Source organism: Marinobacter vulgaris (assembly GCF_003344045.1).
In the GTDB taxonomy this organism is placed as follows: Bacteria; Pseudomonadota; Gammaproteobacteria; order Pseudomonadales; family Oleiphilaceae; genus Marinobacter; species Marinobacter vulgaris.
Genome location: NZ_QFWX01000005.1, coordinates 184442 through 197554, shown reverse-complemented (window position 1 = coordinate 197554; position 13113 = coordinate 184442). Strand labels below are relative to the sequence as shown.

At 58.7% G+C, this 13113-nt stretch carries 12 protein-coding genes; 1 reads left to right on the top strand and 11 read right to left on the bottom strand.

Annotation, left to right across the window (positions count from 1 at the left end):
* Window positions 1-14 precede the first annotated feature (14 nt).
* The 7 genes from DIT71_RS12290 to ppc form a co-directional block, all read right to left on the bottom strand.
* Entirely contained in the window at window positions 15-827 is an 813-nt protein-coding gene (locus DIT71_RS12290; RefSeq protein ID WP_114613516.1) for a class I SAM-dependent methyltransferase, read from the bottom strand.
* A complete protein-coding gene (locus tag DIT71_RS12285) occupies window positions 827-1111 on the bottom strand; it encodes a hypothetical protein (protein ID WP_227538087.1) in 285 nt (94 codons plus the stop codon). Before DIT71_RS12285 ends, DIT71_RS12290 begins: the two co-directional genes overlap by 1 nt.
* A gap of 183 nt (window positions 1112-1294) precedes the next feature.
* Window positions 1295-2092 (bottom strand): undecaprenyl-diphosphate phosphatase, encoded by a 798-nt coding sequence (locus DIT71_RS12280; protein WP_114613514.1) that lies wholly within the window; start codon window positions 2090-2092, stop codon window positions 1295-1297.
* A 36-nt stretch (window positions 2093-2128) separates the two neighbouring features.
* Entirely contained in the window at window positions 2129-2824 is a 696-nt protein-coding gene (gene tsaB, locus DIT71_RS12275) for a tRNA (adenosine(37)-N6)-threonylcarbamoyltransferase complex dimerization subunit type 1 TsaB (protein ID WP_114613513.1), read from the bottom strand.
* A gap of 4 nt (window positions 2825-2828) precedes the next feature.
* Window positions 2829-3482, bottom strand: a complete 654-nt coding sequence (gene adk, locus DIT71_RS12270) for an adenylate kinase (RefSeq protein WP_114613512.1) — start codon at window positions 3480-3482, stop codon at window positions 2829-2831.
* 204 nt (window positions 3483-3686) lie between these two features.
* Window positions 3687-5057, bottom strand: coding sequence for an HDOD domain-containing protein (locus DIT71_RS12265; protein WP_114613511.1), 1371 nt, complete (start codon window positions 5055-5057; stop codon window positions 3687-3689).
* A 35-nt stretch (window positions 5058-5092) separates the two neighbouring features.
* The gene (gene ppc / locus DIT71_RS12260) at window positions 5093-7738 is read right to left on the bottom strand and encodes a phosphoenolpyruvate carboxylase (RefSeq protein WP_199491008.1); all 2646 of its coding nucleotides are present in this window, start codon (window positions 7736-7738) and stop codon (window positions 5093-5095) included.
* A gap of 101 nt (window positions 7739-7839) precedes the next feature.
* Between ppc and DIT71_RS12255 the strand changes: the two genes are divergently transcribed.
* Window positions 7840-8073 (top strand): hypothetical protein, encoded by a 234-nt coding sequence (locus tag DIT71_RS12255; RefSeq protein WP_114613509.1) that lies wholly within the window; start codon window positions 7840-7842, stop codon window positions 8071-8073.
* Window positions 8074-8151: 78 nt separating this feature from the next.
* Here DIT71_RS12255 and DIT71_RS12250 read toward each other — a convergent pair whose 3' ends face one another.
* The 4 genes from DIT71_RS12250 to rlmD form a co-directional block, all read right to left on the bottom strand.
* Window positions 8152-8496, bottom strand: a complete 345-nt coding sequence (locus DIT71_RS12250) for a pilin assembly protein (protein WP_114613508.1) — start codon at window positions 8494-8496, stop codon at window positions 8152-8154.
* A gap of 128 nt (window positions 8497-8624) precedes the next feature.
* Window positions 8625-9473 (bottom strand): nucleoside triphosphate pyrophosphohydrolase, encoded by an 849-nt coding sequence (gene mazG, locus DIT71_RS12245; RefSeq protein ID WP_114613507.1) that lies wholly within the window; start codon window positions 9471-9473, stop codon window positions 8625-8627.
* Window positions 9470-11707, bottom strand: coding sequence for a GTP diphosphokinase (gene relA, locus DIT71_RS12240; protein WP_114613506.1), 2238 nt, complete (start codon window positions 11705-11707; stop codon window positions 9470-9472). Before relA ends, mazG begins: the two co-directional genes overlap by 4 nt.
* A gap of 57 nt (window positions 11708-11764) precedes the next feature.
* Entirely contained in the window at window positions 11765-13102 is a 1338-nt protein-coding gene (rlmD, locus tag DIT71_RS12235) for a 23S rRNA (uracil(1939)-C(5))-methyltransferase RlmD (protein WP_114613505.1), read from the bottom strand.
* Window positions 13103-13113 lie beyond the last annotated feature (11 nt).

Genomic DNA, 13113 nt, shown 5'->3' with positions numbered 1-13113 from the left:
CGGCATTGTCCGCTTTATGAGCCTGTGGGTAACGCCCTGATTGGATAGATATCGTAGCGGCTGCTCTTACCCTCGATGCGGGTGGCAGGCTCCGGGCCACTGACTGACTCGGCCTTGCGAGGGCGCTTGACGACCACGCGGTAGGTTGCCACAGCCAGGGCTGCGGCCAGTAGCTCGGGTGAATCGTCGTCATCCCCCACCACGGTACGGAAGACCTGCATTTCCTTTTTTACCAGGGCTGACTTTTCCCGGTGGGGGAACATCGGGTCCAGGTAAATGACATCCGCGGCATCTTCTCCGGCCCGCCTCAGCCAGTCAATACTGTTGCCGGGCTGCAATGACATGCGCGCAGCCAACGGCGCGCTCTGCTCATTCAGGGCGGCCCTGGCAAGACCATCACTGAGCAGAGCATGTACCACCGGTGAGCGCTCGAAAAGCGTAACCTGGCAGCCCAGGGAAGCCAGCACAAACGCGTCCTGACCCAAGCCTGCGGTGGCATCAACAACACGAAGCGACTGCCGGGTTTTCTGCAAGCCCACAGCCTTTGCGACCATCTGGCCAGTGCCACCTCCATGATCTCTGCGGTACCCCGCCTTGCCCGTTACAAACTCTGCCCTGACCGGGCCCGGGGCGCCCTTACCGGTCACTTGCAGGCCCAGACCGTTTTCATCAGCAAACAGGAGAACCGGATATTCCCGCACATCACGGGGGCGCACCGTACCCAGGAAAGGCACCTCCAGCTGTTCGGCCAGCATTCGTGCGGCAAGGGCATCACCCAGGGGGCTGCAGGCAACGGCAAGTCCGTGAGCGTTGTTTTGCGGAGACATCAAACCAGAATATCAATGCCGTACAGGCCGTTATCTGAGGCATCGCCCCGGGCGGCCACATCGGCAAACGTTGACAGGGCCCGTGAGGCATTGAGAGAGACTTCGTCAGCGCGGAAGCGCTCAAGCCGTAAATCTTCGGCCGCCTGGCGCGCTTCAATGCGACGCTCAAGAGACTCGGACGAGGGTATCGGCCGCTCTTCGGCATTGCGGGAGCGGGTGTCGGTCAGATCCCGCCGGACCGCATCGCGGTTGTTATCCGGTGCCGTTGCGGGTGCCCGTGCCACATCGCTGCGCTCCCTGACCGGGCTGTTATTGCCGGACTGGAAGGGAAGACCGCTATTAGGATTAACACCACCAATCATTTAAGGCCCACAGATTCTGAAGGAACTGTTTCGGATTATGGAAGATTTATGCCGCTTTTAAAAGCTGGCTGCTCACATTTTGCTCTGCCCGCCACCCCAGCAAAGTTACCAAAGCATGACGATCAGCAACGCACCCAGCACCATCCGATAGATCACGAACGGCATGAGGCCCAGCCGCTCAAGGAACTTCAGAAACAGATGGATACAGATAACGGCACTGACAAATGACAGTGCCGCGCCCATGGCGATGGCCGCCCAGTCGGTCGCGCCACCCTGCTCTATCAGTTCGAGGGTTTTCAGCAGACCGGCGGCAAGGATAAGCGGGATTGAGAGCAGGAAGGAGAACCGGGCCGCTGCCTCGCGACCAAAGCCCAGGAACAGTGCGGCGGTGATGGTTATACCTGAACGGGAGGTGCCAGGGATCAGGGCCAGGGCCTGGGCCAATCCGATAATCACTGCGTCTTTCATGGTCAGGGACGGCAATTCGCGGGCGCGACGCCCCACCGCATCCGACCACCAGAGGACCAGGCCAAAACCAATGGTGGAGGCGGCAATGACAAGACCCGAGCGCAGGGAGGACTCGATGAAGTCATTGAGCAGAAGCCCGGCCAGGCCGGCCGGAATAGTGCCTGCGATCACCGCCCAGGCGAGTCCGCTATCCTGCCCAACTCGACCACGGGCCGTGTCTCCTGCCCAGGCAACAGAGAGCCTGAAGACCTCCTGGCGAAAATACCAGACCACCGCTGCGAGGGTGCCGACATGAACGGCCACGTCAAAAGCGAGACCCTGGTCAGGCCAGCCCAGAACCTGTGACGGCAGAATCAGGTGGGCAGAGCTGCTGATCGGAAGAAATTCCGTCAGGCCCTGAATAACAGCCAATACGACAATGTGCCACAATTCCATGGGCAATGTTTCCGGATGGTAGCAGAGAGGAGGTTATCAGCGGCCCGGGAGTTTCTTCCAGGCCACTTCGTCACGAATATAAACGGGCTGGGCCTGTGCGGCGGACACTCCCGCACCTTCACGGAAGGCAGAGGCAGCTATTTCAGCCACCCGGGAGGCCCTGGGAACCAGAGATAGGTCGATCGTTGTCATGGCACCGGTAACGGCGGCCGGAAAGCGGTCCTGTAACTCCCAGCCCTGACCGGCACCGAACCAGCGGGTCACTGGGGGCGCCAGGGCAACCGATTCCGGCGCACATACCCGCTCGTCACCAACCAGCTCCGGCTGGCCATCCCGGCACACATAGCAGCCCCAGTAGACCTCACCCATGCGGGCGTCGAAGGCCACAGCGATGCCATCGCCTTCCGCGAGGGAGGAGCGGAAAATGGCATCAGCAGCAACTGCTGCCAGTGACGACACGGGAACAACGGGCACGTCGAGTCCATACGCCAGCCCCTGAACAACACCCGTGGCAATACGAAGACCGGTAAATGACCCCGGACCACAGGCAAACGCCAGTGCATCCAGCTGCGCCGGCATCATCCCCTGCTCTGCGAGAAGCTCGCGGACCATCGGCATCAGCAACCGGGTATGTCCCCGGGGAGCAAACTCAAACCGCTCGGTAACGCTGCCATCCACGAGCAGGGCTGCCGAGCAGCCCTCGGATGAAGTATCCAGTGCCAGTAGTTTCACGCTGTTACTTCAATTTCGTAAGGATCTGGTCGCGGATGTCGTCCAGGCCGCCCACACCTTCAACACGCACGTATTTCGGGGCAGAGGCCGGGTCTTTCTTTGCCCATTCCTGATAGTAGTTGATCAGTGGAGCAGTCTGCTCGTGGTAGATCTCCAGGCGCTTGCGAACCGTTTCTTCCTGATCGTCCTCGCGTTGAACAAGTGGTTCACCGGTTACGTCATCTTTGCCTTCGGTTTTGGGCGGGTCATACTTTACATGATAGATGCGACCACTACCCTCGTGGACGCGACGACCGGACAAACGACTGACGATTTCCTCATCTTCCACCGCAATCTCAACCACGTAGTCGATGTCGATTCCCTGGTTTTTCAGTGCTTCGGCCTGCGGGATTGTGCGGGGGAAACCATCCAGCAAAAAGCCGTTCTTGCAGTCCGGCTGTTTTACCCGCTCTTCAATCAGCGCAATGATGATGTCATCAGACACCAAGCCACCAGAGGCCATCACTTGCTTGACCTGCTTACCAAGCTCCGACTCGGCCTTGACCGCTGCACGCAACATATCGCCGGTAGAAATCTGGGGAATGCCAAACCGCTCGGTTATGAACTGGGCCTGAGTTCCCTTGCCCGCGCCTGGCGCGCCTAACATGATGATTCTCATAACGCTGTGCTCCCATTGTAGTCATTATCATTTGAAAAGCTGCGGCAAAACTCTGCGGCTTTGCGACAACCTCTCGCCGGCCACAGCCCGAAAAGCCATGCCAATACGGGCGCATTATACGAACTCAACTACCTCAGAGAAAGTGGACCTCCGTCGCATGCACCAAAAGGTCACATCAGCTTGTCCTGTGCAATTATGTGGGCATCAGGATGACAGCGAAAGCGCCAATGCGTCCAGATCCCCGGAAACTTCGTCGATCTCCTTACCGAGCACGGCAAGGTCGGCGTCCGAAAGACCGAGAGGCTGTGCCAGCGCCCTCAGGTCGTCCGGATTGAACTCATCCCCGATCCCCTTCTGCTTGAGTAAACCGTTGGCAAGCTGAACCATGAGTACATAGCTTTCATGCTCACCCTGATACCCCTGATGCTGATGCATACCGGCAGCCTTGACGACCGGATCCGGCAACTCCCACAGCCGATGCAGTATGCCCCCTATGGCGCCATGGCCAACCGCCAGCATCTGCTGGTTGTCGTCAGCACCGAACACCTGCTGCTCCAGCGAATGCATGCTTGCCTCGGGATTGGCTTCGCGAAGGGTGTTCAGCTCCTTGAACTCCTGTGGAAACAGGTGACCGATCAGCAGCAGACCGAAGTTGTGCAACAAACCGCAAAGATAAGCCAGCCCCTTGTCAGCATGACATTTCAGTGCCATCCGCTGACAAAGAAAGGCGCAGTAGAGAGAGTGCCGCCAGAACTGATCCATCCCCAGCATACCCTGACGGGGCACCTCAAAGGCACGCACCGAGGCAATACCCAGGGCTATGTGGGCGACACGATCGAAGCCAAGAACACGGGTGACCGCTTCCTGAACAGAGTTGATCTGGCCGGGATAGTTGAAAAGTGCGGAACGGGCGTAGCGCATGATCTGCGCCGTGAGGCTGGGATCAAACTCAATCAGCTCTGCCAGTTCCCTGGCGGTGGCTTCGGTGTTGGCAGTCAGCCTGAGAATACGCAGGGCCAGAGCCGGCATGGGCGGCAGCCGATACAGTTTCTGGAGTTTATCTGCCACCTCTTCCAGCGTCAGCGCGTCACGCTCGCCATTGCTCTGTCCGCGGATCACCAGGTGTCCGGGGGTCGCATCAGCCAGTGCTCTCGCCAGTGAGGTACGGTCCAGCTCCAGAAGAGTGTGGTCGCTACCGCTACACATCAGCGTGCGGGGAAAACCCAGAACATCGTCGTCCACCAGTACCGCTATGTCATAGGCGCCCCCGACTGGGGGCTGAAAACCCGGATCGCAATCTGCAAACAGGCGCGCCGACTGGCGTGCGGTCAACGGTTGCAGGCGCCGGCCGGTAAGCTTATGAACCAGATCCATATCCAGGCTGGTGTTGTAACCGTGAACGGCCATGACGACGCCATTGATGTCGATAAGCGGCGTGGCCCGGATGAACTCATCCTGCGGTCGGCCTGAAGCCATGACAGCGGCATCGAAATTAAGCACCTGGTCGATTGCCAGTTCCCGGTAGGCGATTCCCCTGCGATTCAGAAAACCCTCCAGTCTTGCCGCTAACGCCACGGCCTTACTCCTGTGTTCCACTTGATTATTGGTTTTTATCCGGTATTTCGCATACCTGCCGAAATACCTGCCATGGTGACCTTCAAGGCACGCTCGACCATATCGGGCACTTCGCCCTTGCCCTCACTCTCGCGATCGCGCTTCAGCAGTTCGGCCTGCAAATAGTGCAGCGGGTCAGTATACGGATTACGCACACGCATGGAATGGGCAAACACCGGTTCCTGCTCCAGCAGTGTGTCCTGCCCCTTCAGCTCCAGCAAATGGCGGATACAGCCCTGCAGGCGTTCACGCAGGTCTTTTCCCAGCTCCAGGAGTTTCGGCTCGTCCACCAGAGTCTGTTCATAGTAGCTGGCAATTCGCAGATCGGATTTTGCCAGCACCATCTCCAGCATGTCGACGTAGGTTTTGAAGAATGGCCATTTTTCCATCATTTCCCGCAGTATCGGTACGCGGCCGCTGCGGAAAGCTTCTGCCAGGGCAACGTCGCTGCCCAGCCAGCTCGGGAGCATAAGGCGCATCTGGGTCCAGGCGAAGATCCAGGGAATCGCCCGCAGGCTTTCCACGCCACCGCCGGGTTTGCGCCGGGCCGGACGGCTGCCCAGAGCGAGCTTGCCAAGCGCCTGTTCAGGGGTGACCTGCCGAAAATAGGGAACGAAATCCGGGTTGTCCCGGACCACATCACGATAGGCCTTAAGCGACCGCTCGGTGAGCCAGTCCATAACCTCGCGCCACTTGGGCTCAGGCCCTCGAGGCGGGGCCAGTGTGGCTTCCACCACGGCAGTGGTGTACAGAGTTAGACTCTGCTCCGCCAACCGGGGCAAGCCGAATTTGAAGCGTATCATCTCGCCCTGCTCGGTAATCCGGAAGCTGCCGTTGACCGACCCCGGAGGCTGGGACAGGATGGCACGGTTGGCGGGTCCGCCACCACGGCCGACAGTGCCGCCGCGACCGTGGAACAGCGTCAGGTGAACACCATACTTGCCGGCAACTTCCGTGAGTTTTTCCTGGGCCTGATACTGCGCCCAGGCGGCCATCATCTGGCCGGCATCCTTGGAAGAATCGGAGTAACCGATCATGACCTCCTGGCGGTCCTCGCAGTATTTCCGATACCAGTCCACGTTATAGAGTGCCGCCATGCTGTCGGGTGCCCCTCGCAGATCATCAAGGGTTTCAAACAGCGGCACCACCCGCATCGGGTTTTCCATACCCGCCTCCCGCAACAACAGGATCACGCTCAGCACGTCCGATGGCTTGCTGGCCATGGAGATGACATAGGAACCCAGGGCCTCCGGTGTCTGTTCTGCCACCACTTTGCAGGTTGCCAGCACTTCCGCGACTTCCGCCGAGGGCTGCCAGTTTCTGGGCACCAACGGCCGCCGGCCTTTGAGCTCACGCACGAGGAAATCCTGACGTTCCTGTTCTGACCAGGACAGATAGTCTCCCATCCCCAAGTACTCCACCATTTCGGCAACCGCCCCGGCATGGCGGGAAGCTTCCTGGCGGATGTCCAGACGGATCAGCGGCAGACCAAAGGTATGGGCGCGGCGAATGGTATCCAGCAGCGGGCCATTGGCAATGGTTTCCAGGCCACTCTCGATCAGGGAGCGATAACACAGTTCCAGCGGGCCGGTAAAATCCTCGTTGGCAAACAGAATACCCGTGGTGTCTGCGGACTCACCTGCAACGCTGGCCTCTGCCCAATCCCTGGTCTTGATCAGCTTTTCCCGCAGCCCCGCCAGCACCACGCGATAGGGTTCCCGGGAATCCCCGGTGACCGCACGCAGTTCATCACTGGCCTGCCACATGGAGAGCTCTGCCCGCAGAGCCTGAATGTCGCGCAGGTAGAGATCGGCAGCCATCCAGCGGCCCAGCAGGAACACCTTGCGGGTCACTTCGTGGGTGACATTCGGGTTTCCGTCGCGATCACCCCCCATCCACGAGGCGATACGGATTGGCGATGCATTCAGCGGCAGGCCCCGGCCTGTGGCTTCGGTGAGCGACAGATCAAGACTGCGTAGAAAACGTGGCAGGGCCTGCCAAAGGCTATTCTCGATAACGGCGAACCCCCACTTGGCCTCATCCACGGCAGTGGGTCGTTCGTGACGGATTTCGTCGGTATGCCAGGCCTCGGTGACCAGCTGCCCCAGCCGGTCGACGATCTCCTCGCGCTCTGCGGGCATGAGGTCATCATGATCCAGGCGGGCCAGGCAGTCTGACATCTCATCGTATTTCATGATCAGTGTGCGACGCGCCACTTCCGTAGGGTGGGCGGTGAGCACATACTCGATGCGCAGATCGGCGACACGCTGATGCAGATCCTCCGCGCTCACACCGCCGCTCTTCAGGCGACCGAATACCTCACTGAGGGACTCGACCATCAGGTCCGACTGGTGGCCACGCTTGCGACGGATACCGTGATACTGTTCGGCCAGATTGGCCAGGTTCAGAAACTGGTTAAAGGCGCGTGTTACCGGCAACAGCTCGTCATCACTCAGCTTACCCAGCAGATTAACCAGGCGCTGACCGGAACCGCTCTCCTGTCGACGATCAGCCTTGGCAGCTGCGCGCACTTCTTCAATCCGCTCGAAACAGTCCTGGCCGGGATGGCGCTGGATACTTTGTCCCAGCAACTCACCCAGCATGCGGACATTTTCTCGGAGTTCGGGATGTAGCTCGGTCACATTGACGCCCTTTTGCATTGACGGAGGTGAAGTAAACTTACGATACTATTTACTCTTAAAGCCTGTCTAACGATTAAAGCCTGTTGCCGCAAGGAGTATTCATGAAAGTAACCGATCTGCCCAAACACTGGGAAGGCAAAAAAGAACCGGTCGACCGGAGCCATGATTACAACCTCCGTCTGCCACTGGAAGATGCTGCGCGCATCGCTGCGCTGGCCGAACTTTATCCGGACCGCTCGGAAAGCGACATTCTCAACGACATGATTGCGGCCGCCCTCGACGACCTGGTGAGGCTAAGTCCCTTGAAGGACAAGCTCGAAGGCAAGGAAAAATAACAGGGGTAAGTGTACTTCGGGGTGGCGTGACCACCCCGTCGTTAGTGCCGAACTGTCGCAATCAGGCAGTGGACCTGATCAGGCAACCGAATCCAGTTGGCGTGCCTTCAGCTTCTGGATATGCTTCTGGCTCAGGCTGATGAAGCGAGGCGTCATGCCCTTGTCTTCGTAGATCTCGAAACCGTCCTCATCGAAAGCAACCACTCTCGAGCCCTGGACATAGGGAAAACTGGTTTCCAGTTCATCAATGGCGGCGGAGATCAGGTCGCGCATGAGATCCTGCGACGACTTCATCGGATAAAGCGCAGCCAGCTTTTCCAGTCGCTTGTGATGCTGGTCGGACAGGTTGGCAAAATGCGCATCACGAGTCAGCCGACCACGAGCATGCTTGTCCCAGTAATTGACCAGATCTTTAATTTTCATAGTGCCTTCACTCCTGCATCTTCTTGGTGGCCCACGATACGCACAGAAGGAGTGCGTCCGTAACCGGAAGTGTAGACGAAGCCGCAGTGCCGGGGGCTGAAATATTGGTAACGGATTGTACTTATCCGTTACTTTTTCCGCTGTTTTTCAATCCCTTTGACGGCCTGCCAGACGGCGTCCAGTGCCTCCAGCGATTCGGCGTCCAGATCACGGCCTTCGCGTTCCAGGTGTTCCTCAATAGCACGGAATCGCGTTTCGAATTTATGGTTGGTGCTATTAAGGGCCTGCTCAGGATTTACCTTCATAAAGCGTGCCAGATTAACGCAGACAAACAGCAGGTCCCCCAGCTCATCCTCCACCGCATCCACCGGGCCTGCTCCGGAACACGCGTCATACCAGGCTTCTTTCAGCTCATCGATCTCTTCATGGAGTTTGTCGAACACCGGTTCCACATCCGGCCAGTCAAAGCCATGGTTGGCCGCCCTGCGCTGAAGTTTCTCAGCACGCACCATTGCGGGGAGGGTACGGGCAATACCATCCAGCCGGCCGGCAGACTCTGAGCCTGCCGGCTTCGAAGCCCGCTCCTCCGCCTTGATCCGTTCCCAATTGGCCTTGATTTCCGCCTCTGCTGGGCGATTATCAGGATCAATCCGGCTTGCCAGCGTACCCGCCGGGAACACGTGGGGATGACGCCGGACCAGTTTGTGCACCAGGTTGTCCACCACCGAGTCAAAATCAAAATGGCTCTGCTCTTTACCCAGCTGGCTGTAGAAGATTACCTGGAACAACAGATCACCAAGCTCATCTTCCAGGTGCGGATAGTCCTCCCGGTCGATAGCGTCGGCCACTTCGTAAGCCTCTTCCAGGGTATGGGGAACGATGGTCTTGAAGGTCTGGCGGGTGTCCCAGGGGCACCCCGTGTCCGGGTCCCGCAGCCGGGCCATCAGGGTTTTCAGATCCTCAACGGTATAGTTCATGAGCGTTTGCGCCTGACGTCGATGATGTTGGGCAGATTACGGATCTGGGCTAACAGCCTTGCCAGCTGATCAAGGCTGGAGATTTCCACGGTCACGATCATGGTCGCGGTGTTCTCATCCCTGTTGGACTTGGTGTTCAGTGACAGTACGTCGCTTTTGGAGGACGACAGAACCTGCGTGATGTCCCGCAACAACCCGGAACGATCGTACGCCTCGATTTCGATATCCACCGGATAAACGGCAACAGGCCGCCCTCCCCAGCTCACCTCGATAATACGGTTGGGCTCGTTTTCCCTGAGATTGAGGAAAGTGATGCAGTCCTGCCGGTGCACTGTTACACCGCGACCAACGGTAATGTAGCCACCGATCGGATCGCCCGGCAGCGGTTTGCAACACTTCGCCACCTGGGTCTTGAGTTTGCCGACACCGCGGATCTGGATATCCGCTTCGGTATCGTAGGGCTGGCGCCTCAGTCCGCTGAGCTTCAGGTTCAGCTGCTCGGATTTCGGCTCCAGCATCTGCTGGGCAATGTTGGCCACATGGGTGGGACGGAGGTCGCCCGCGCCCACCGCCGCAAACATATCCTCGGCTTCCTGGTAATTGACCTTGCCGGCGAGGTCATTGAGGTCGACGTCGTAAAGCGACAACCGCCTGAACTCGTCTTCCAGGATCGCGCGGCCATCGATGATGTTACGGTCGCGGTCCTGCTGTTTGAACCAGTGGGTCACTTTCGCCCGGGCCCGGGAGGTCTGGATATAACCGAGGCTTGGGTTAAGCCAGTCACGGCTTGGCGCCTGGGTGTTGGAGGTGAGAATGGATACCTGGTCCCCGGTTTTCAGGGGATAGATCAGCGGCACGATGCGGTTGTTGACCTTGGCTCCGCGGCAGGCATGGCCGATTTCCGTGTGTACCCGGTAGGCAAAATCCACCGGGGTGGCGCCCTGTGGAAGGTCCACCACATGACCCTCAGGAGTAAACACATATACGCGGTCGGAGGCGATATCCGACTTGAGGTGATCCGCCAGACCGGACAGGTCACCCAGCTCTTCCTGCCACTCCAGAACCTGGCGCAGCCAGTTAATCTTGGCATCGTACCCGACCGAGCGGTTACCCTTGTCCATGCCTTTATACAGCCAGTGGGCGCAAACACCCAGCTCGGCTTCCTCATGCATGTCATGGGTACGGATCTGTACTTCCATCACCTTGCCTTCGGGACCGATCACCGCAGTATGAAGGGACTGGTATCCGTTTTCCTTGGGGTTGGCAATGTAATCATCGAATTCGTTGGGGATATGGCGCCACAGCGTATGAACAATGCCCAGTGCGGCGTAGCAGTCACGCACAGCCGGAACCAGTATCCGAACCGCGCGCACATCATAGACCTGGGAGAAATCGATACCCTTGCGGCGCATTTTTCTCCAGATGCTGTAGATGTGCTTGGCGCGTCCCGCCAGCTCCCCCTCTATACCGGAAGCGCACAACTCGTCCTTGAGGGAGGTAATCACACGCTTGATGTAACTCTCCCGATCCAGCCGCTTCTCGTCCAGTAGCCTGGCTATCTTTTTATAGGCCGATTCGTGCAGGTAACGAAAAGAAAGGTCTTCCAGCTCCCACTTGATATGGCCGATACCCAGGCGGTGTGCCAGGGGCGCGTAGATGTCAAAAACCTCGCGAGCTACCCGCATACGTTTTTCTTCGGACGCATTCTTCACTGCCCGGATCGCGCATGTCCGTTCGGCAAGCTTGATCAACGCCACCCGGACGTCATCAATCATGGTGACAAGCATCTTGCGGACGTTGTCGAGCTGGCCCTCGGTCTGGCCGAGTACGTTACCTTTAAGGGGATGATGAATGGACGATATCGCGGCCATCTGCTGCACGCCGTCAATCAGCCCGGCCACTTCGTCACCGAACTCCTTGCGGATGTCCTCCAGGGGGATGCGCTCCTCGCGCACAGCCCGGTAAAGAATCGCTGCAACAAGGCTGGCCTGGTCCAGGTGCAATTCAACCAGCACCTGGGCCATTTCTATACCGGTGCGGAAGCTGCTGGCGCCGGGAGCCCAAACCCTGTCCTCACGCACCGCCTGGACATCGATGGCTGCGGCTTTTTCGCAGGCCCGCCGGAACTGTTCTGCATTTTCCAGGTGCGTCTGTGACTCAATCTGATGAACCCAGCGGTCGATATCCACCCGGCCGTCGCCCGTCACTGCGTAATCTTCGCGAACTTTTACCATATCGCTTTGTTCTTCCTGGTCGCTTACCCGGCCATCCGTGACCGGCGCCGAGGTTGATCAGTTATCCACGCGCTCGAACATTGCCATGGACTCAACGTGCGTGGTGTGAGGAAACATGTCCATAACCCCCGACCTCACCAGACGGTAACCATTGCGCACCATAACCCCCGCATCCCTGGCCAGCGTGGCCGGATTGCAGGACACATACACAATCCGCCTGGCCCCGAAAGCCGTCAGGTACTCGCATACCTCCTGGGCTCCCGAGCGGGGCGGATCGATCAGTATCTTGTCGAACCCTTCCGCCGCCCAGGACTGTGCGGTGAAATCCGCCTGCAGGTCAGCGCCGTGGAATGCGACATTCGATAGTCCGTTGAGTTCCGCGTTTTCCCGACCACGAACGACCATGGATTCATCACCCTCGACACCGACGACCTGAGCCGCACGGCGCGCCAGGGGCAGGGTGAAATTCCCCAGCCCGCAGAACAGGTCGAGCACCCGCTCGCCGGGCTGAACATCCAGCCATTCCACAGCCCTATGTACCATGGACCGATTGATCCCCGCATTGACCTGGGTAAAGTCCATGGGATGAAACTTCATGGTCAGGTCGAATTCATCCATTCGGTAGGTCAGTCGCTCTTCACCGGACTCCGGCCAAATTCTGTGTACCGTCTCCGGCCCTTTTGGCTGCAGGTAGATATGCAATTCGTGGGCCTGGCCAAAACGGATCAGCGCCGCAGTGTCTGCCTCGCTCAACGGATCCATATTGCGGAAAACCATGGCGGCCTCCTGATCTCCGCAGGCCACTTCAACCTGGGGAATGCGGCGATAGGCATCCAGTCCATGAAGCATTTCCCGCAACGGCATAATACGCTCGCCGATGCGCGGATCCAGAACAACACACCGATCGATATCCGTGAGGAAGCTGTTGCGCTTTTCACGGAAGCCGACCAGGACCGATTCCCGTGCCGGCACATACTTCACACCCAACCTGGCCTTGCGTCGGTAACCCAGCGCTGGTGACCGCATCGGGGCCACCCATTCCTGCGGTTCTATGCCCCCGAAATGGGCAAAGTGTTCCCGCAGCGTCGCTTCCTTGAACCGGATCTGCGCGTCACTGTCCATGTGTTGAAGACTGCAGCCTCCGCACAGGTCGGCAAACTCGCAGGGTGGCGTAATCCGGGCATCGCCGGCGTTTAACACCTCGACCGTCCTCAGTTCATCAAACTTGCTGCGTGAGCTGATCACTTTTGCCATCACCGTCTCACCCGGAAGCGCGCCGTCGACAAACTGGGCCTTGCCATTATCCCGGGCGATGCCACGACCATCGTGACTCAGGGTCTCAATAACACAACGCACCGGTTCGGTGGGCAGGACTTTCCTGCGTCTTCTACTCATAGGACGTCTCT